Source organism: Thalassospira xianhensis MCCC 1A02616, assembly GCF_003326475.1.
GTDB classification, from domain to species: Bacteria; Pseudomonadota; Alphaproteobacteria; order Rhodospirillales; family Thalassospiraceae; genus Thalassospira; species Thalassospira xianhensis.
This window is the reverse complement of the sequence record NZ_JPWA01000028.1, coordinates 17,895-36,625: the sequence shown is the minus strand read 5'-3', so window position 1 is coordinate 36,625 and position 18,731 is coordinate 17,895. Positions and strand designations below refer to the sequence as shown.

Annotated in this window: 16 protein-coding genes and 1 tRNA gene; 6 read left to right on the top strand and 11 right to left on the bottom strand. The window is 53.4% G+C overall.

The features are described from left to right. Positions 1 to 118: 118 nt before the first annotated feature. The 5 genes from TH5_RS18905 (at position 119) to TH5_RS18885 (ending at position 5,035) form a co-directional block, all read left to right on the top strand. A complete protein-coding gene (locus TH5_RS18905; RefSeq protein ID WP_114123159.1) occupies positions 119 to 1,081 on the top strand; it encodes an ABC transporter ATP-binding protein in 963 nt (320 codons plus the stop codon). A 94-nt stretch (positions 1,082 to 1,175) separates the two neighbouring features. Continuing rightward, positions 1,176 to 2,171: an alpha/beta hydrolase gene (locus tag TH5_RS18900; RefSeq protein WP_114123158.1), complete on the top strand. Its 996-nt coding sequence runs from the start codon at positions 1,176 to 1,178 to the stop codon at positions 2,169 to 2,171. 159 nt (positions 2,172 to 2,330) lie between these two features. Next, positions 2,331 to 4,067 carry an adenylate/guanylate cyclase domain-containing protein gene (locus TH5_RS18895; protein WP_114123157.1) on the top strand — a complete coding sequence of 579 codons (1,737 nt, stop codon included), beginning with the start codon at positions 2,331 to 2,333 and terminating at the stop codon, positions 4,065 to 4,067. A gap of 141 nt (positions 4,068 to 4,208) precedes the next feature. Next, positions 4,209 to 4,285: transfer RNA gene (locus TH5_RS18890), tRNA-Arg, on the top strand. Positions 4,286 to 4,387: 102 nt separating this feature from the next. Further along, positions 4,388 to 5,035, top strand: coding sequence for a 5'-methylthioadenosine/S-adenosylhomocysteine nucleosidase (locus tag TH5_RS18885; protein WP_114123156.1), 648 nt, complete (start codon positions 4,388 to 4,390; stop codon positions 5,033 to 5,035). 31 nt (positions 5,036 to 5,066) lie between these two features. Here TH5_RS18885 and TH5_RS18880 read toward each other — a convergent pair whose 3' ends face one another. Continuing rightward, positions 5,067 to 6,734: a thiamine pyrophosphate-binding protein gene (locus TH5_RS18880; RefSeq protein WP_114123155.1), complete on the bottom strand. Its 1,668-nt coding sequence runs from the start codon at positions 6,732 to 6,734 to the stop codon at positions 5,067 to 5,069. A gap of 151 nt (positions 6,735 to 6,885) precedes the next feature. After that, the gene (locus tag TH5_RS18875; protein WP_114123154.1) at positions 6,886 to 7,626 is read right to left on the bottom strand and encodes a FadR/GntR family transcriptional regulator; all 741 of its coding nucleotides are present in this window, start codon (positions 7,624 to 7,626) and stop codon (positions 6,886 to 6,888) included. A 165-nt stretch (positions 7,627 to 7,791) separates the two neighbouring features. On the opposite strand from TH5_RS18875, the gene TH5_RS18870 reads away from it, so the two are divergent. Beyond that, entirely contained in the window at positions 7,792 to 8,118 is a 327-nt protein-coding gene (locus TH5_RS18870) for an NIPSNAP family protein (RefSeq protein ID WP_114123153.1), read from the top strand. Positions 8,119 to 8,149: 31 nt separating this feature from the next. Here TH5_RS18870 and TH5_RS18865 read toward each other — a convergent pair whose 3' ends face one another. From TH5_RS18865 to TH5_RS18825, 9 genes are all read right to left on the bottom strand, one after another. Continuing rightward, positions 8,150 to 9,088 carry an AEC family transporter gene (locus TH5_RS18865; protein ID WP_114123152.1) on the bottom strand — a complete coding sequence of 313 codons (939 nt, stop codon included), beginning with the start codon at positions 9,086 to 9,088 and terminating at the stop codon, positions 8,150 to 8,152. Positions 9,089 to 9,187: 99 nt separating this feature from the next. Further along, positions 9,188 to 10,702: a tripartite tricarboxylate transporter permease gene (locus tag TH5_RS18860; RefSeq protein ID WP_114123151.1), complete on the bottom strand. Its 1,515-nt coding sequence runs from the start codon at positions 10,700 to 10,702 to the stop codon at positions 9,188 to 9,190. Continuing rightward, positions 10,699 to 11,202 carry a tripartite tricarboxylate transporter TctB family protein gene (locus tag TH5_RS18855; RefSeq protein WP_114123150.1) on the bottom strand — a complete coding sequence of 168 codons (504 nt, stop codon included), beginning with the start codon at positions 11,200 to 11,202 and terminating at the stop codon, positions 10,699 to 10,701. Before TH5_RS18855 ends, TH5_RS18860 begins: the two co-directional genes overlap by 4 nt. An 85-nt stretch (positions 11,203 to 11,287) precedes the next feature. After that, positions 11,288 to 12,268, bottom strand: coding sequence for a Bug family tripartite tricarboxylate transporter substrate binding protein (locus TH5_RS18850; protein WP_114123149.1), 981 nt, complete (start codon positions 12,266 to 12,268; stop codon positions 11,288 to 11,290). Positions 12,269 to 12,731: 463 nt separating this feature from the next. Further along, positions 12,732 to 13,748, bottom strand: coding sequence for an AbrB family transcriptional regulator (locus TH5_RS18845; RefSeq protein ID WP_244204976.1), 1,017 nt, complete (start codon positions 13,746 to 13,748; stop codon positions 12,732 to 12,734). A gap of 89 nt (positions 13,749 to 13,837) precedes the next feature. After that, positions 13,838 to 15,520 carry a methyl-accepting chemotaxis protein gene (locus TH5_RS18840; protein WP_114123147.1) on the bottom strand — a complete coding sequence of 561 codons (1,683 nt, stop codon included), beginning with the start codon at positions 15,518 to 15,520 and terminating at the stop codon, positions 13,838 to 13,840. Between the two features lie 35 nt (positions 15,521 to 15,555). After that, positions 15,556 to 17,091 carry a tripartite tricarboxylate transporter permease gene (locus TH5_RS18835; RefSeq protein ID WP_114123146.1) on the bottom strand — a complete coding sequence of 512 codons (1,536 nt, stop codon included), beginning with the start codon at positions 17,089 to 17,091 and terminating at the stop codon, positions 15,556 to 15,558. A gap of 10 nt (positions 17,092 to 17,101) precedes the next feature. Next, positions 17,102 to 17,575, bottom strand: coding sequence for a tripartite tricarboxylate transporter TctB family protein (locus TH5_RS18830; protein WP_114123145.1), 474 nt, complete (start codon positions 17,573 to 17,575; stop codon positions 17,102 to 17,104). A gap of 44 nt (positions 17,576 to 17,619) precedes the next feature. Continuing rightward, on the bottom strand, positions 17,620 to 18,618 hold the full coding sequence (locus TH5_RS18825; RefSeq protein WP_114123144.1) for a tripartite tricarboxylate transporter substrate binding protein: 999 nt from the start codon (positions 18,616 to 18,618) through the stop codon (positions 17,620 to 17,622). Positions 18,619 to 18,731: the final 113 nt, after the last annotated feature.

The following is an 18,731-nucleotide window of genomic DNA, read 5'->3' as shown; positions in this document are numbered from 1 at the left end:
CCAAGAGCCATTGACCCCCCTTTCAAAGGGATGATACCGATTGCGCATATTCAATCAACACTTCCGCATGGTCTTAGCGCAAACAAGCCACGCGGAAAAGAGCGGAGATCACGCATTCATGACTGCAATGCCCGACTACGCCATCGAAGTCGAAGGGCTGACCAAGCTCTATAAGGGCGCGAACGGTGAAAAACTGGCGCTTGATAACGTGTCGTTGAAAATTCCACGCGGCTCGTTCTTTGCCCTTCTTGGTCCGAATGGTGCCGGAAAGTCCACATTTATCAATATCCTGGCCGGTCTTGTTACCAAGACAAGCGGGACGGCAAAAATCTGGGGCCATGATATCGAAACCGAAATGCGCGCTGCGCGTTGTTCGATCGGGATCGTGCCACAGGAACTTAATCTTGACGCATTTTTCACGCCGCGTCAGGCGATGGAATTGCAGGCAGGCCTTTATGGTGTTCCCAAACAGGAACGCCGTACGGACGAGATTCTTGCCGCCCTTGGGCTGTCGGACAAGGCCGATTCCTATTCCCGCTCACTTTCGGGCGGGATGCGTCGGCGTCTTCTGGTCGGCAAGGCAATGGTCCATATGCCGCCGGTTCTGGTGTTGGATGAACCAACGGCCGGGGTTGATATCGAACTGCGTCAGCAGCTTTGGGCCTATGTGAAGGAACTGAACAAGGCGGGCGTTACGATTGTTCTGACCACGCATTACCTTGAAGAAGCCGAAGAGCTTTGTGACGAGATTGCGATTATCAACAAGGGCAATGTGATTGCGCATGAAGACAAACGCAGTCTTCTTCGTCGGATCGACCACAAAACGCTGGTTCTGACAGTTAAAAACGAACTTAATGCCGTGCCCGAGGAACTGACCCCCTGGGGGGCGGAGCTTAAGGCCGCAAACCAGATCGCGCTGAATTACCGGCCCAGCAACACCCAGATGGCTGAAATTCTCAACGCCATTCAGGGCTGCGGTCTTGCCATTACGGACCTTTCAACAGAGGAAGGCGATCTTGAAGATATCTTCCTGATGCTGACTCGCGATAACGACAAGGCCCGTGCGGGGAAGGCTGCCTGATTTATCAGGCAGTTGTCAGATCATTCAAAACCCTGCAAGTTGCTTGCAGGGTTTTGTTTTTTGGCCTTAACTCGGCTTTCAAACGCAAACCAGAATGACTTCGGGGGCGGCAATTAACCATATACTGAAAACATTATTGCGGTTTGCCGGGCTCTGGTTCTCGCTTTTGCTGGCAGGCTGTGCACCAACTGTCATTCCCGCCGGTGATCCGGTAGGCAGCATTAAAGTTACCAAAAATGCGTTTATTGCATCTGACGGGGAATCGTTACCCTTGCAGCATTGGGGGCCGGTTGACGATCCGGACGCGGTGATCCTTGGCCTGCATGGATTTGGAGATTACGCCAACGCATTTGACGAAGCCGGAACGGCTCTGGCGTCTGACAATATTGCGCTTTTTGCTTATGACCAGCGCGGCTTTGGACGCACTGCGACGCGACCTTTCTGGTCGGGAACACAAAGCCTCGTCAATGATGCTGCAGACATCCTGGTTACTCTTCGTTCGCAATACCCTTACCGGCCGATCTATCTGATGGGGGACTCGATGGGTGGTGCGGTTGCAATTGTGACGGCGGCATCGCGGCCCTTGTGGATGGACGGGGTTATTCTGGTGGCCCCGGCAGTATGGAACCGAGACATGATGCCGTGGTATCAGACCGCACCACTTTCCATCATTTCACACAGTTTGCCGTGGCTGCCCCTTTCGGGGCAGGGACTTGATATCTGGCCCTCGGACAACATTGAAATGCTCCGTCGCCTGTCACGTGATCCGCATATGATGAAATCGGTACGGGTTGATATGGTTGCCGGTTTGGCTGATTTGATGGATTTGGCACGTCAGCGGGCAGGAGAAATTGATATTCCAACGCTTTTATTGTCCGGCGAACAGGATCAGGTAATTCCGCCAGTGGCGATTGGTGCAATCGCGAAGGATATCAGGGCATCAAACCCAGACCGGAGTGTGGTTTGCCTGTTTCCTGATGGCTACCACATGTTGCTGCGTGACCTGAACGGACCAACGGTGATCGGCGATATCGGGCGCTGGATCAAAGGTGATGCGGCTGCCCGGGATTTTTCGTGTACGCTCAATTGATTGCGTTTTGACCGCTGATCCCTGATCAGGTAGCATTTTTAATCAGTTGCATATGATTGCCAAGGTTGTTACCCGGGGCGACCGTCACGATATGGCAACTATTGCCGTTGTGTATTCGGTGGCGTTTTCAGCTACGTTTTTCGGAGGATCAGGACCGGCATGCTAAGGACCGTTCGGGCGAAGTTCCTGGGTGTCGCGGCCTTTTTTGTCGTGTGGCTTGTTGTGGCTACCGGGTTCTCGGTTATCCAGTCGCTTGGGATCAATGGTGATCTTGAAGCGGTGTCGCGCTATGTGACGCCGGTCAAGGATGCGCTTTCCGATGTTCGTTCCCGTCAGCTTGAACAGATTTCGCTGATCGACCGTTACATGCGTGTTGTTGAGAATGAAGGCCCCGATGCCCCCCTCTTAAGCGGTATCGAAATCGAGATTGATGCCAAACAGACCCAGATCGAGCAGGCCTTTCGAAAAGCTTTCACCTCGGCAGCACTTGGCCGGGCACAGGCATCGGGCCATTTCGAACAAGGTGTGTTGCTTGATCTTGATGTTCGTATGCGCGAGTTCGCCGATATTGCGGCCCAGTTCAATCTGGGCGTTGAACGGTTACTGAGCCGAGTGCGTGAAGGCGACCTTGATGACGCGCAACGTCAGGAAAACCTTGTTCGTGGCATTCATCGCAATATCGTGCTTGATCTGCGTAGCGAGATTTTGCTGCTTGAAAAATACTCCAGCGAAACAGTCGAAAATGTTTCGGCGCGCGAAGATTTTCTGATCCAGGCCGAATTTATCATGATGCTGGCTGCGGTGGTGATCGGCATTTCCTTTGCCTATTATCTGGCGCAGGCGGTGGTCAAAGCGGTTCGCGATACGACCAATGCCTTGAACAGCGTGCAGTCAGGCAAGCTTGATACCAGCCTTGATTTCAAGGGCAAGGGCGATTTTGCCCGGTTGGCGGATGCCTTTAACCGCATGACACGCGAATTGCGCGTCCGGTTCCGTATGCGGGAACGGTTTGGCAAATATATCGATCCAAAGATCATTAATAATCTGTTGTCGCAGGAAACCGCGCTTGAAACCTCGCAAAAGCGGGTGATGACTGTCAGTGTTGTGAACCTGACCAATTTTGACTGGATGGCGGAACATATCCCACCCGAGAAACTTGTCGATTTCCTGAATGATTATCTGACCGCCATGACGGAACCGATTGCCAATCATAGCGGCATTATCGACAATTTTGTCGGGGATAGGGTGATCGGTTTCTGGGGCCCGCCCTTCTGCGGGGAAAAAAGCCACGCCGGGCATGCCTGTCTGGCAGCGTTGGAGCAGGTGGCACGGTTTAATGCGCTGAAGACCAAATATGCCGACCTGATTGGCGATCACGGGCTTGATATTCGTATTGGTATTGCGACCGGCGAGGTTGTTGTCGGATCAATCGGGACGGATAAATCACGCGCCTATACGGTGGTTGGCGATTGCGTGAACTATGCCAACCGCCTTGAAAAGGCCAATCGTATTTACGGTACCCAGATTCTGGCTTCACATGAAACGGCCAGCATGGCAGCCGGCGAGATAGAGATGCGCGATCTGGACCACGTTGTACTGCTCGGAACCGAGCATGTGGTTTATCTTTATGAAGTGCTGGCACAGTCCGGGCAGCTAAGCGATGAACGTCGCGACTGGCGCAAAACCTATGAAACTGCGATTGCGTTTTATCGCGAGGGCGATTTTGACAAGGCCCAACCTCTATTCGAGGAAGTTCAGGAAGGCATCGGCAGCGATTTCGCCGCTCAGCTTATGCTCAATCGTATGGAACGCCTGCAGCGTCGTGAACAGGACCGGGAATGGAACGGGACGTGGATCGTTCGGGATCCCTATGAGCGACGCGACGTCGAAAGCTGATCGCTGTGATATGTCGCAACAAGAATTTAACCGAACGGGCAGCAGAATGCTGATTGGCGAGGGCCGTCAAAAATCCTTGCCCGCGACGGACAAAACCTGTATCACCCAACCGCTCGGGCCGTGCTGCCCGATGTCTATTGCGCACCCGTAGCTCAGCTGGATAGAGCGTTGCCCTCCGAAGGCAAAGGCCACAGGTTCGAATCCTGTCGGGTGCGCCATTTTCTCCGGAATATTTTCAAGTCGGCCTAAATAAGGGCTGGCAAAGCATGTCCTGATCATTAATCTGCATCCTGATCAATCGCAGACGAGATAGGTGGGATATGCGCGGATATCTTCATGATTTTGCCGGAACCAATGTGCTGTTCGCAATGGCGGCAAATCAGGAATATGGCCCCCATCTTGAAAAACTGTTCAAGCCGCTGATGATTGGCATTGGTCCGGTTGAGGCTGCAATTAATCTGAGCTCTGCCTTGACGGAACTAAGATTGTCGGGTGATTTGCCCGATCTGGTGGTCACCTTGGGATCGGCAGGGTCGCGCGCACTTGAACAAGCCGAGGTTTACCAAGCGTCATCGGTGTCTTACCGTGACATGGATTGCTCGGCACTTGGTTTCGAGAAGGGGATTACACCCTATCTGAACCTTCCGGCGGTTTTGGAATTGCCTTATCGCATTCCAGGTGTCGCGGAAGCACGTTTGTCAACGGGTGCAAACGTTGTATCGGGTGTAGCTTATGACGCGATTGATGCCGATATGGTGGATATGGAAACCTATTCCATCTTGCGAGTCTGTCAGAAGTTTGACGTACCGTTGATCGGTCTGCGCGGAATTTCCGATGGCAAGGAAGAGCTTAAAAAGCTTTCGGACTGGACAGCTTATTTGCATGTTATTGACGAGAAGCTTGCAGAGGTCGTTGATAAGTTGCGCAGGGCTCTTGAAAATGGCGAGATCATCTTGCCTGAACGGTAAGTGATCCCGCCGTATTTCACTGTCTGGCAGATCAACTGCCCGCGCGAATTTGATCCAGTGTCTTGATCGGGGTTAATGCCTGCGGATCAACCTGTACTTCGATAATCGCCGGTTTTCCCGAATTCATGGCACGCTCAAAAGCCGGGCCGAAATCTTCGGTCTTGGTGACGGTTTCGCCATGCCCGCCAAAGGCAACGGCGTAGGCCGCAAAATCCGGGTTGTGCAATTGGGTGCCGGAAACGCGACCGGGATAATTGCGTTCCTGATGCATGCGGATGGTGCCGAACATACCGTTATTGACCACGATTACGATGATGTTCGCACCATACTGAACTGCCGTTGCGAATTCCTGGCCGTGCATCAAAAAGCATCCATCACCGGCAAGACAGATCGACGGCCGGTCCGGGTGGGTCAGCTTGGCGGCCACAGATGCCGGAAGGCCATAACCCATCGAACCCGACGTCGGTGCCAGTTCCGTACGATATTTGCCATATCGGAAGAAGCGATGCAGGAAGGCGGCATAGTTGCCGGCTCCGTTGGTCACGATGGCATCTTCGGGCAGAATTTCACGAAGCTGTGCGACAACATGCGCCATCTTTACATCGCCCGGCGTGTCAAGCGGGGTCGAGAATTTCAGATATGAAGCGTGAGCCGTTTCAATCTGTTCCTCACGTCCACTTCCATCCACCGGTTCCATCATGGCGATGGCGCGAATAAATGACCGTTGGGATGCATTGATCGCGATATCAGGGCGATAAACACGGCCTAATTCATCCGGGCCTGCGAAAACGTGGATAAGCTTCTGCTTCGGGCAAGGGATTTCAAGCAGGCTGTAGCCACTGCTGGTCATTTCCCCCATGCGCGACCCGACAAGAATCACAAGGTCGCTTTCGCGAATGAATTTCGCCAGCTCCGGATTGATCCCGATGCCGACATCGCCAATGAAATGGCTGTGCGTGTTCGGGATGTAATCCTGACAGCGGAAGCTGGTGGCAATCGCGACATTGTTTCGTTTTGAAAACGATTTAAGGTTTTCGGTGGTTTCTGCGGTCCAACCGCCACCGCCAACGATCATAATAGGCTGTTTCGCATCTGCCAGTGCGCCACGGAACCTGGCGACATCTTCAGGAGCGGTTTTGGCTTCGATCGGGACATAGGGTTTGGCATCGGCAACTTCGGCTGTAGAGGACAGCATATCTTCCGGAAGTGCAAGCACGACCGGTCCGGGGCGACCGGAGGTCGCGATATGATAGGCGTGGCTGATATATTCCGGGATGCGGTTGATGTCATCGATCTGGGCGACCCACTTACAAAGCGGTTCGAACATCTTGCGATAATCGACTTCCTGAAAGGCTTCGCGATCGACCATATCACGCCCGATCTGCCCGACCAGAAGGATCATTGGGGTGCTGTCCTGGTGGGCGACATGAACACCAGCCGACGCGTTGGTGGCGCCAGGTCCACGGGTGACCATGCAAATGCCGGGCTTTCCGGTCAGTTTTCCGTGTGCCTCGGCCATGATGGCGGCACCGCCTTCCTGACGGCAGATGATCGGCTCGATATCGGGATGGTCGATCAGGCCATCCAGAACGGCCAGATAGCTTTCACCGGGAACAAGATAAACCCGTTCGCAGCCGTGAAGGGCAAGTTGATCAACCAGTATGCGTCCGCCGTGACGCATTTCCGCAGCATTAGACATTTGGGGCTCCCTGAAGATGGCGCATTTGTATTGTCATGGTGGGGCGCTTTTGCGCGTGGCCGGATTTCAGCATGGTTAAACCCGCCCGTAAAGATGGGTGGCGTGCTGAAACACGGTTTTTTCGTCAATTATTGCAATCGTTCCAGACAGGTCAGACGTCCGCAAGATTCGCACGGCTGATAAGACGAGTTGCGGCATTTGCAAAATGGGTGCGTGCGGCGATACGTGCGGCTTCGGCATCCTGCTCAACGATTGCTTCAAAAACCGCTTCATGTTCTGCCAGAACCTCCTTGCGGGATTCAACGGCGATCATGTTCTTGATTGCAACGGAACGCAGGCTTTGATCAATTCTGCCATCCAGCATGCCAAGGAAATCGACGAAGAATCCATTACCGCTGGCACGAGCGATATTGCGGTAAAGCTGTCTTTCGGCTTCGTACCGGCGTTCGCCATTTGTCGCACCGGATTTTTCAAGAGATTCTCGCATGATGGTGATCTGGTCGTTCATCGCGTCAAGGTCGGCTTCGTTGCGATGCGCAGCCGCAAGGAAGGCAGCTTCGGCCTCGTTGCTTGTGCGCAATTGCAGGATTTGGGCAAGCTCTTTGCGCTTTGCAAAGCAGGCTTCGCCGATACGGAAAACAGTACGTGTGCCGGAATCGGCGACAAAGGCACCAACACCCTGACGGGAATTAATGATCCCATCGCTTTTAAGCTGCGAAATTGCTTCGCGGACGACGGTGCGCGCAACGCCAAAATCGTTTGCCAGTGCCTGTTCCGTTGGGAGTTTGTCGCCGGGTTTGATGGCGCCATCGTCGATTTGCCGGGTTAGTCGCGCCGCGATTTCATCGGGGAGCCGGCGTGGGCGTTCAAGCTTTTCGTAACGGGTTTCCACAAGCGTTTTCCATCAGCGGTTCGAAAGGATCGATTTCAGGTAACTCAAGTCTTGGCATAAGCGAGCCAGCCTGTCATCATTAAGTAATGTTGTCTGACAACATGACATATTGTGAGGCAAAAGGGTACAAACCATTTTGCCTGCGACAAGGAGGATATTTCCAGCATGCTTTATGACGTCCGAACCTATTGCTGTTACCCCGGCACACTCAAAAAACAACTGGCTCTTTATGGGGAGTTCGGTTTCCCGGTGCAAAGCCGTCATTTGGGCGAACCACATGCCTATATGGTAACGGAAACCGGACCTGTGAATTCCTATGTCCACATCTGGGCCTACAAGGATGCGGCGGATCGGGAAGCCAAACGCCAGGCGCTGCAAGCGGATCCGGAATGGCAGACCTATCTTAAGAAAAGTGCGGATGCCGGGCATCTTGTCAGTCAGGAAAACAAACTGATGGTGCCAGCACCGTTTTGGACGCCGCCTGCCCGCTGATCATCAGATTGTGGTCGTGGTCCTCCGTTGCTTAGTCAAAGGCAAGTATGATTGCCAGCACCGGCAGGACCACGACGGACAGTAATGTCGCAACCAGCATGGTCGTTGCCGTGCGTTCCCGGGCAGTGCCATAGGTGGTCGCCATCAGGACCGAGTTTACCCCGGGGGGAAGGGCCGCGATCATGATTGCGGGTGCCATGGTGCGCAGGGGTAAATGCAGCAGGCTGCCTATCACGAAAACCAGACTGGGCATGATGCATACCTTGGCAACAGCGCCTGTAATGCTGGCTCCCAGATTACCACGCAGCTTTTGCCCATAAATCCCCGCCCCGATCAGCATCAGCGCAATTGGCGGCATCGCGGCTTTGAGCATCCCGAAAAATGTCGTTGCAACCGTCGGCAGGGTAATGCCCGAAGCCGCAACCACGATGCCGCAGATAATGGCAATAATGATTGGATTGCATATCTGCGCGCGCAGGGTTTTGCCAAGAATGGCTACCGGGTTTCCTGTTCTGTTGCGGCTCCATTCCAGAAGCAGGATGGTTGGCGTCAGAAGGCTGATGGCGTGAATGCATAATATGGTTGTCAGTACGAGCAACCCCTCATGCCCGAACAGGATATCGACAACCGGAATGCCGAGCATGCCGATATTGGAAAATATAGCACCAAAGGCCAGAACAATGGCTTCGGGAGTGCTGTTCTTCTTGCCTGCGCGCAACAAAATGAAAACGGAAATCGCGGTGAGGGTTACCGCACCGTAATAGGCAATCCAGATCGATAAATTGAACAGTTCGGAAACCCGGTTTGCCGAGATTGTTAGGAACAATGTTGCCGGGATGAGTGTCCAGAACGTCATCTTGGTCAGCCCGTCAATTGCGGTTGCCCCGATCAAGCCGATTTTGGCGAGGGCAAAGCCTGCTGCAACCAGCAGAAAAATCGGTCCAAGCTGATCAATAAGGTTCAGCAGCATTGTATTTTCTGATCCATGTTCTTTTGAAATCCGGGATGAAAAAATGCCACCCGCCCCGGGAGGGATATGAGGAAGGTGGCAAGTTCGGCAATCAATAGATCAGATTTTTGGTGTCTTTGGTACGCGGATGACCATGAAGTAGAAGAAGATGGCCGTCAGGACGAGGAAGAAAAGACTGTCCGGACTGGTCAGGAATGTTAGGGGATTTCCGTCGTTTAAGGACAATGCCCGCCTCAGATACTGTTCAAGATCCGGTCCCAGAATAAAGCCCAGCAGTAAGGTGACAGTGGGATAATTCTGTTTGCGCAGGAAAAATGCCAGAATCCCGAAAACAAGTGCCAGCATCATCTGGAAGGGGGAATAGGTCGCAACATAGCTTCCGACCAAGGCGACAACTGCGATGCAGGAATAAAGCAGTGCCTTGCGGATTGAGACGATTTTGACGAAGTACGGACCCAGCAAATACAGCGTCAGTGGGATAAGGATCAATGCGCTGATCAGAAGCGACGCAAACATCGGCGCGATGAGATCAAGCTGCGTATCCAGAAGCCTTGGTCCCGGCTGAAGGCCATTGATGATCAAAACCCCCAGCACGATTGCCGTTGTCGGATCGCCCGGAATACCGAACATCAACATCGGTACAAATGCCCCGCCGCACATGGAATTGTTTGCAGTTTCAGCCGCGGCAATACCTTCGCGCGAACCCTTGCCATATTCACCGGGATTTTTGGATTTGCGCATGGCTTCGGCATAGGAGACGAAGGCTGCCATTGATCCGCCGGCACCAGGAAGGACGCCGATAAAGTATCCGATCAATGCGCTTTTCAGATATGTGAAAAACCCGATTTCACGGATTTCATGCCAGCTTGGCAGGAAGTCCTTGCGGCGGATTGGCGCCAGATTTCGGGTGTTGGCGTCAATTGTCAGTGGATCGCGACTTTGCTGCGCCTGATACAGGATCTCGCTTATGGCAAACGTGCCGATGATCAGCGGCATCATGTCAATGCCTTCGACCAGTGTTTCCGTGCCAAAGTTAAACCGTGCAATCGGCTGCATGACATCAATGCCGATCGTGGCGATCATAATACCCAGCAACGTTGCAATCGTGCCTTTGGCAATTGCATCGCGCTGGGAAATCACGATCACAACCAAGGCAAACAGAATAAGCGAAAACTTGCCCGGGGTCTGGATCAGAAGCGAAACCTTGGCGGCAATTGGTGTCAGCGCAATCAAAAGCAAGGCACCAACAACACCGCCGATCATTGATCCAAGGGCGGCATGACCAAGCGCATTTGCGCCTTGGCCCTTTTTCATCAAGGCATAACCCTCAATCGAGGTCATCATGGATGATGGTGCGCCAGGAATGTTGATCGTCGTTGCCGTGATCGAGCCTGCATACATGCCCGACATGAAGATAGACGCGCACATGACAAGTGCGGGAACAACATCAAGGCTATAGGTGATCGGCAATAGAAGGGCGATGGCAAGAACCGATGTCAGGCCGGGTACCGCACCAAAGAACGTTCCGATCAAAAAGCCTATGATCATATAGGCCAATACTTCGGGCGAGGCGAGGGCGCTAAATCCGCCCAGAATTTCCAGAATGAAATTCATGGCAACAGGCCCTCCAGCATGGGCAATCGTACTTGGAAAATCATGGCAAACAGAACGTAGAACACAGCAGTGATGATTGCCGAATATGCGACACGGCGGATCTGGCCAGTATTCTCAAGCTTGAAGAAAAACAGCAACGCATAGACATAAAGAAAGGTCGAAAGCGGATAGCCCAGCGTTTTGAAAGCAGCGATATAGATCGCGGTGGCAAGGACGATTTTGATAGCGGCAGCAAGGGACGGTTTGTCTTCTGCTGTCGCTTCGTTGTCTGCTGCGTCATCGGTTGGGGCGGGTGTGCGCAGGATGTCGCGAAAAACAAAGCCAAGTGCCACATACATCAGGATCGATGCAAGAACCGGAACGAACGACGGACCGACAAGTCCCTCATCGAATTGCGGGGTGATTTGTAGAGCCGTTGCAAGATAGACGGTCGTGATGATCAGAAGGAAAAGAGGTAGAACAAGACTGCCTTTTTTTGCGGCAAAACTGGAAGATGACATTCAGGTGATCTCCGTTCCGGCGGTGGACGGCCAAAAATGGCCGAACGGCATCGGTTATTGGATGCCACTCGGCCGGTTTTGGGAGTTACTTCTTGATGACGCCTTGGTCGACCAGTGCCTGCATCTGATCAAACAGGGTTTTCTGGGTTTCCTCGGCCCATGCGGTTACTTCGTCCGAACCCAACCAGTTCGGTGAAACGCCGACTTTTGAAACCCATTCCTGGAACTCGTCACTTTCAAGCGCAGCCTTGTAATTGGCTTCAACCTTTGCAACGACGTCATCGGGGGTATCGGCCGGTGCTGCCAGAACAATGAAGCTACCGATCTGAAGATCGACACCCTGTTCTTTGGCTGTGGGCACATCCGGGAAGGTCGGGTTGCGGTTGTCCGAGAATTCAACAAGCCCGCGAACATCACCGCCTTCGATCAAGGCCGAAAAATCACCCATGCTGGTGGCGACAACGTCGACTTCATCAGACAGAATCGCTTCTTTCTGGGGGGCGGCACCACCCGGATAGGCGATCAGTTTGAATTCTGTATCGGTCAGCTGCTGGAATTGCAGCATCGCCAGATGTAGCCGCGACCCCGTATTCTGGATGCCGATTTTAATCTGTCCCGGATTTTCCTTTGCCGCGGCAATTAGATCGTCAATGGATTGATAGGGCGAGTCAGCATCAACAATGATCGCATCAGGTTCACTGGTGACGCGTGCAATCAGCTTCAGTTTATCCAGTTTGTAGGTCGGCAGCAGTCCCTGCCATGGAACGGTGACGACGCTGTCATAGGTCAGCGCGCCAAGGGTATAGCCGTCCGGACGCGCTTTCATGACCTGCATAATGCCGGTTGCGCTGATACCGCCCTCAATGTTTTCGGCATAGATCGACTGGCCGAGATCCTTTTCGGCAATCGTGCCAAGCTTGCGAACGATGCCGTCCGTTCCACCACCGGCACCCCACGGAATAATCATCCGGATATCTTTGGTGGGGTACTCAGCAGCGAATGACTGGCTTGCAAAGCCCATGGACAGAGCAAGAGCCGCACCAGCGACTTTAAGAAATGATTTCATTTGTTTCCTCCTTGATCGTTTGTTGCCTGATATTTTGGGCAACAGATTTGTGTCGGACGGTGGCTTTTCGCTTCTTTTTGCCGATAGGGTTGTAATTGCTAATTCGTCATATTTATTCTTATTTTCGAAGTAGTCATCATATATGTGGTTGTCTGACAACTGTGATGGGGCGTTTTGCCACATCATGTTTGCCAGTCCCCAAAAGCGACCTGTGAGACTGGTGCTATAACAATATGAGGTAATTTCTGACGACTGAACTCTAGAAAATAGAAGTCACAATGTAAATAACATAATATGAATTTTCAGGATATCAGTTCTATTTTGGTCATATAAGCCAGAAAAATCAGGGGAATGACGGATTCATCATATGAAATTGATTGATCTGAGCCTCAGATCTCAGGTGCAGATTAAAAAGATGAAGCTTTGCATTGCCTACGCAAAGTAGTTTTGTGTTCGCTGGCTATTAAGTTTTCCGACGGTAGCGTTCAAACCATTTTGCCATCATCGGTGCCAGAAGGACGATCTCGAAGATGCGGACGATATGGTGGAAAGCAACAAAGCTTGGCTCGACATTGAGGGCCAGTGCAATCAGTGACATCTCTGCGACACCGCCGGGCGCAAAGGCCAGCAAGACAGCAATGTAATCAAGATCCAGCCAGTCCGAGACAAGCCACGCCACGCCACCTGTGAAGGCAAGGATCAGAACGGTGGCAAAAATCGAATAACCTGCAAGACGTGCGAGGAAGGAAAGTTTGACACCGGCAAAGCGGCTTCCGATGGCAGAACCGAGGATCAGGAGGCTCCCGGCCAGAAGCCATGCGGGCAGATTGCCTTCGACGACACCGGTGACATGCAAAGCCATGCTTGCCATCATCGCACCAGTCATTTCGGCCGCAGGAACACCAATTTTGCGAAAGACCAGCACTGTTGTGATTGCGCAAAACGCAGTGATCAATCCTTCGAACAATGTCATCTGGATGGCATTGCTGTCGCCATGCCCGTTGGCGACGACACCTGTGATCAGAAGCACGATTGCAGGGGCAGACATCACCAGAAGCAAAACACGCAATCCCTGCGTCAGGGCAATTTCCTGTTCGTTGCCGCCTGCTGCAGCACCCAGAACCACCATCGGTGTCAAACCACCAGGGGTTGCCGAAAACAGGGCCGTTGCGGGATCAAGTTTTGCGACCTTGCTATAAAACCAGGTGACAACAAGGGTGATAATGGGAACATAAAGCAGAACGGCGATCATACTGATTGGCCATCGTGCGGCTTGATCAAGGGTATCGGGGGTAAAGGATGCCCCAAGGAATACACCGATCACACCCAGAATAACCGACCGGAATCGCATCGGGATACCCATGCGGACACGAAGCAGGCTGGCGATGAAGGTCGCGAGCATTGGCCCCATCATCCAGGCCAGCGGCATATTGATGCTGTGCGCAATCAATCCGCCAACAAGTCCGATACCAAGCGCCATGAACAGGTTTCTGAAAAATTTCGGGGTGAGGCTGCCGGAGAGGCGGTTGATCCAACTTTCGTTTGCGGGCCTTTCCGGCGGGCTGCTCATTATGCGTCGGCCTTGTTCTTGTTGATCTGATCAAGGAAACCGTCAATCGCGTCACGCAGCCGGGCGGCTTCTGTATTCAAGGTATTTGTTGCTCGCGACACATTTTCCGATCCGCTGTGAACGCGGGCGGTTTCCGTATCCAGTGCGCCAACGGCATGGGCGACTGTTCGCATGCCACCATTGGCATCATGGATGCTGGCAGAAATACCGTTGGTAGAGGCCTGTTGTTCCTCCACTGCCGCCGCAATGGCTGCTGCCGACTGATCAACTTCACCAATAACGTTGGCCACGGATTCGAGAGCACTGACAACATTGTCCGTCAGGCCTCGGATTTCTTCGACCTGGGCCGAGATATCCTCGGTCGCCCGGGCGGTCTGAGATGCAAGATTTTTGACCTCGCCTGCAACAACGGCAAAGCCTTTTCCTGCGTCACCGGCACGTGCCGCCTCAATCGTTGCGTTCAGCGCCAGAAGGTTTGTCTGATTGGCAATGTCTTCAATCAGCGTAACAATATCGCCAATTCGCTGGGTCGCTTCGGTCAGCTGTTCAAACAGGGCACGGGAATGTTCGCTTTCATTGCGGGCGCGTCCGGCAACCTCGGCCGATCTCTGGGCCTGTTGTCCGATTTCGCCGATGGCTTCTGACAGACTGGCGGTGGTCTGCGAAACGGCTTCGATATGATGCAGCACGGTTTCGGAATGATGGTTGGCATCGGCAGCACGTGCTGTTGCTGATGTCGCGATTTGCTCCATGTCGTTTGCGGAACCGTTAAGCGACCCGAATTCACGGTCAAAGCCGCCAAGGGCTTCCTGCACGGTGCGCTGGAAATTATCGGTTGCCTTAACCAGTTCAAGCTGGCGTTCGCGTTCGATCTTGCGCACGCGTTCGCGTTCATGGCGCAGGGTTTCGGCTTCTTTTGACTGGTCGCGCAGCACTGTTACCGACCGTGCCACGACACCAATCTCATCGCGGCGTTGAACACCGCGGATTTCGATATCAAGATCGCCCTTGGAAATCTGTTCGATCAATTGTGCAAGATCCGTCATCGGGCGCGAAATACGTCGCGACACAAATACCGATACGATTGCCGCGATAAAGATCACAACAATCGCGACAATGACGAAAACCTTCTGAAGTGTTTCGGCCTGTGCCTGGGCATTGCCAAATGATGTCGTGGCAACTTCCTGAGACTGCACGAGAATTTTCTGCAACGGTACTTGCAAAGCACGGAATGATTCATCGGCACGCGCAATAACCTCAAGCGCGCCATAGACATTCATCTCGCTCTCTATCAGGAACTGATCGACTTCGGCCATATAGGTGTCATAGGCGGTGGTGAATTCATCTCCGCCTACTTCTGCCAGACGTTCGGCAAGCGGGGCCAGTTCTGTAGACAGATTGCCGGCCTTTTCGCGAAGTTCGGGAACGGCCGCGGCGTTAATGCCGTTTGAGTCCCACGTTAGAATTCGAAACAGCGTTCCGTGCGCCTCATTCAGGGCATCACTGAGTGTCAGCGCATCAGAACGGCGTTCATATGCTTCGACGCGAAGGTTGTTCAGCGTTTCCTTTTCGCTTTCCAGTGTCAGGACCGTTGCAATACCCATTGCGATGATCACGATCATCAGAAAGACAGGAACCAAAAGGGTTTTGGGACCGATCGCAAGATTGTCTAGAAAACGCATCGCTTGTAGATCCTTCGCGTCGAAGATTTTTGGTCTTACATTTCACCGTCGTTCGGAACGGCTTTGCGGTTGCGTAGCCATTGACGTGTGTTCCCGACAAGCGGCGCAAGCAGGAAGGCAATGCTGATCAGCAGGATGATGAGCGTGATCGGACGTTCCCAAAGGAAGGAAATCGAACCATCACTGATCATCAATGCGCGACGCAGGTTTTCTTCCATCATCTCGCCAAGGATGAAGCCCAGCAGCATGGGTGCCATTGGATAATTCAAAAGGCGCAAGCCAATGGCGATTGCCGCGGCCAGGACCATCAGATGAATATCCATGGTGTTAAACGTCACCAGATAAACACCGATCAGCGAGAAGAACAGAACGAACGGAACGAGCAACTGCTGGGGCAGTGCCAGCAAGCGCGAGATGTAAGGGATCAGCGGCAGGTTCAGAACCAGAAGGACGATGTTGCCGATATACATCGAAATGATGACCGACCAGAACACGTCAGGCTGTTCGACAAACAGACGCGGACCTGGCTGAACACCATAGGAAATCAGAGCACCCATCATGACAGCAGTGGTACCAGAGCCCGGGATACCAAGCGTCAGAAGCGGTACAAACGAGCCCGAGCAAGCCGCGTTATTTGCGGTTTCCGGTGCCGTCAGGCCACGGATGGAGCCCTTGCCGAACTGAAGCTTTTCCTTTGCGCTGGCCAGATTACGTTCAAGACCATAAGCAAGGAAGGATGCAATCGTTGCACCAGCACCCGGAAGAACGCCGGTAAAGAAGCCCAGTACCGAAGAGCGCGCAATGACCGGGGTCATTGTTTTGACCTCTTCGCGCGACAGCTTCATTGAGCCGAGGTTCTTGAGCGCCTTCTGTTCGTCCGTGCGCGTATCCTTGGTCGGGCGCAGAATTTGCAGAAGTGCCTCGGACAGGGCAAAGGTCGACATGGCGAGAAGCAGGAAGCTGATACCGTCAACAAGGTCCATGCTGCCAAAGGTAAAGCGCGCAACGCCAGCCGCTGGATCGGTCCCGATGGTCGAAAGCATGATGCCAAATAGCGTCATGGTAATCGCCTTAAGAACCTGTCCCTTTCCGGCAAAGGCCGAAACGGCGGTAAGGCCCAGAACCATCAGGGCAAAATAGTCAGCCGACTGGAAAGACAGCGAAACCGATGCCAGTGCCGGTGCTGCAACCAAAAGGAAGATGGCAGCGATCGTTCCGCCAGAGAAAGAAGAATATGCTGCAATGGCAAGTGCCTTGCCAGCCTTTCCCTGCTGCGCCATCGGATAGCCGTCAAAAGCCGTGGCCACGGTTCCGGCAACGCCCGGTGCGTTGATCAGGATCGACGAGGTCGAGCCACCAAAGATTGCGCCGTAATACACACCCGCCATCAGGATGAGGCCGGTAGATGGATCAAAGCCGTAGGTGATCGGGATCATCAGCGCAATGGCCGTGATCGGACCGAGGCCGGGCAGCATGCCGATAAACGTCCCAGCAAAGCAGCCGACAACAACCATCAGAAGGTTGATCGGCATAATAGCGGTCGTCAGACCGGAGAAAATTCCTTCAAGCATTTCTTTCGCCCTAGCCCAGCATTTCGAAGATGTCGCCCGGCGCCAGATAAATCCCCATCAACTGGGACAGCAGGAACCAGAATACGAAGACGACAGGTACGGCTGCACCCAGCAGGACCTTGATACGGCGCTCGCCAAGAACGGCAAAGCCGCCCATCAGGAAGATGGTGGTCGAGATCAGGAAGCCGAGATATCGAATGGTCAGGCCATAGAAGATCATCAACGCGGCAAGCATGATGACCGGTTTCCATTTCATGCCGCGGAAAGCGGCAAGGAGGCTGCCGGCCTCTCGATTGGCCGGCAGTACCAGTTGTGCGAAAGAAACCACGCCAAGTACCCACGCCACGGCATTAGGGAGGGTCCGGGCATTGAACGGGGCATCTTCGTCACCGAACAGAAGTGGGATATCGCGAACGTAATAGCCGTAGATCAGGGCGAGGCATAAGAATAGCAACGCGCCGAATTTGTCACGATTGATGGACATGGCGTGGTTTCCTTCAAGGTCTTTTTATAGCAGGTCAGGGTGGCTTATTTCAGGAAGCCAAGTTCGCGCATCAGGTCGCCGACCATTTTTTCCTGATTTTCCATGAAGGTGGAGAATTCAGCACGCGGTTTGTAGAATTTTTCCCAGCCATTACGCTTGCGAACGGTTTCCCATTCTTCGGTTGCCTGAACGTCTTTCAGCAGTTTGGCATATGCGTCAGCTTTCTCAGCCGAGAGGGCCGGAGAACCGAAGTAACCGCGCCAGTTGACGAATTCTGCGTCAATTCCGAGCTCGCCGAGCGACGGAACGTCCGGAGCTGCTTCGATACGGTCGGTTGAGGTCACAGCGAGAATACGAATCTGACCTGCTTTGTGCAGTTCAAGAAGTTCGCCAAGGCCGGTCGAAATGACTTCGGTTTCACCCGACAGAAGACCGGCAATCGCTTTGCCGCCAGCATCGTAGGGAATGTATTTTACCTGTTTAGCATCGCCGCCGCCTTTCTGGACAGCATATGCAGCAACGATGTGGTCCATACCGCCACGAACCGAGCCACCACCGAATTTCACCGAGTTCGGATCAGCTTTGATCGCTTCGACAACATCGGTGAAGGATTTATAGGGGCTGTCGGCCGGAACACCAAAGGCAGCATATTCTGCGACAACACCGGCAATCGGGGTCAGGTCACGGAAAGACTGCGGGAATACGCCCGTCAGCGAACGAACGATAATCGGGGTCGAGTTGACCATCAGGGTATTGTCGAGGCGATCAGCTGCTTCGATCATGTATGCAATGGCTTTACCGCCGCCGCCGCCCGAAAGGTTTTCGTAGGACGCGGTGCCAACCAGACCAGCTTTGGTCAGAGCTTCACCGGTACCGCGTGCGGTGCTGTCCCAGCCACCGCCGGCACCACCCGGAACGATGAAGTGAATATCGTTAAATTCCTGTGCTTTGGCATCAAAGGCACCAAAAGCGACAGTTGAAACGGCAACAGCAGTTGCTGCTGCCAGGAATCCGCGACGCGAAAACATCGTCAGCTTCTTCATTGTGTTGTCTCCTCCAAACACAAAAACCTTCCTGAGCCGCCGAGCGGCGGCAGGCCGATCAATTCAGGACAAGGCATCTGCAATGAAGGTCTGGCTGCGCTTGCATTCCGGCG

What these genes read in the sequence shown, in the direction of transcription:
- TH5_RS18825 (WP_114123144.1), bottom strand. Translation starts at nt 18,618, where the DNA reads ATGAAGAAGCTGACGATGTTTTCGCGTCGCGGATTCCTGGCAGCAGCA.
- TH5_RS18840 (WP_114123147.1), bottom strand. Translation starts at nt 15,520, where the DNA reads ATGCGTTTTCTAGACAATCTTGCGATCGGTCCCAAAACCCTTTTGGTT.
- TH5_RS18835 (WP_114123146.1), bottom strand. Translation starts at nt 17,091, where the DNA reads ATGCTTGAAGGAATTTTCTCCGGTCTGACGACCGCTATTATGCCGATC.
- TH5_RS18855 (WP_114123150.1), bottom strand. Translation starts at nt 11,202, where the DNA reads ATGTCATCTTCCAGTTTTGCCGCAAAAAAAGGCAGTCTTGTTCTACCT.
- TH5_RS18845 (WP_244204976.1), bottom strand. Translation starts at nt 13,748, where the DNA reads ATGGCGCTTGGTATCGGACTTGTTGGCGGATTGATTGCGCACAGCATC.
- TH5_RS18885 (WP_114123156.1), top strand. Translation starts at nt 4,388, where the DNA reads ATGCGCGGATATCTTCATGATTTTGCCGGAACCAATGTGCTGTTCGCA.
- TH5_RS18905 (WP_114123159.1), top strand. Translation starts at nt 119, where the DNA reads ATGACTGCAATGCCCGACTACGCCATCGAAGTCGAAGGGCTGACCAAG.
- TH5_RS18900 (WP_114123158.1), top strand. Translation starts at nt 1,176, where the DNA reads ATGACTTCGGGGGCGGCAATTAACCATATACTGAAAACATTATTGCGG.
- TH5_RS18830 (WP_114123145.1), bottom strand. Translation starts at nt 17,575, where the DNA reads ATGTCCATCAATCGTGACAAATTCGGCGCGTTGCTATTCTTATGCCTC.
- TH5_RS18895 (WP_114123157.1), top strand. Translation starts at nt 2,331, where the DNA reads ATGCTAAGGACCGTTCGGGCGAAGTTCCTGGGTGTCGCGGCCTTTTTT.
- TH5_RS18870 (WP_114123153.1), top strand. Translation starts at nt 7,792, where the DNA reads ATGCTTTATGACGTCCGAACCTATTGCTGTTACCCCGGCACACTCAAA.
- TH5_RS18865 (WP_114123152.1), bottom strand. Translation starts at nt 9,088, where the DNA reads ATGCTGCTGAACCTTATTGATCAGCTTGGACCGATTTTTCTGCTGGTT.
- TH5_RS18850 (WP_114123149.1), bottom strand. Translation starts at nt 12,268, where the DNA reads ATGAAATCATTTCTTAAAGTCGCTGGTGCGGCTCTTGCTCTGTCCATG.
- TH5_RS18860 (WP_114123151.1), bottom strand. Translation starts at nt 10,702, where the DNA reads ATGAATTTCATTCTGGAAATTCTGGGCGGATTTAGCGCCCTCGCCTCG.
- TH5_RS18880 (WP_114123155.1), bottom strand. Translation starts at nt 6,734, where the DNA reads ATGTCTAATGCTGCGGAAATGCGTCACGGCGGACGCATACTGGTTGAT.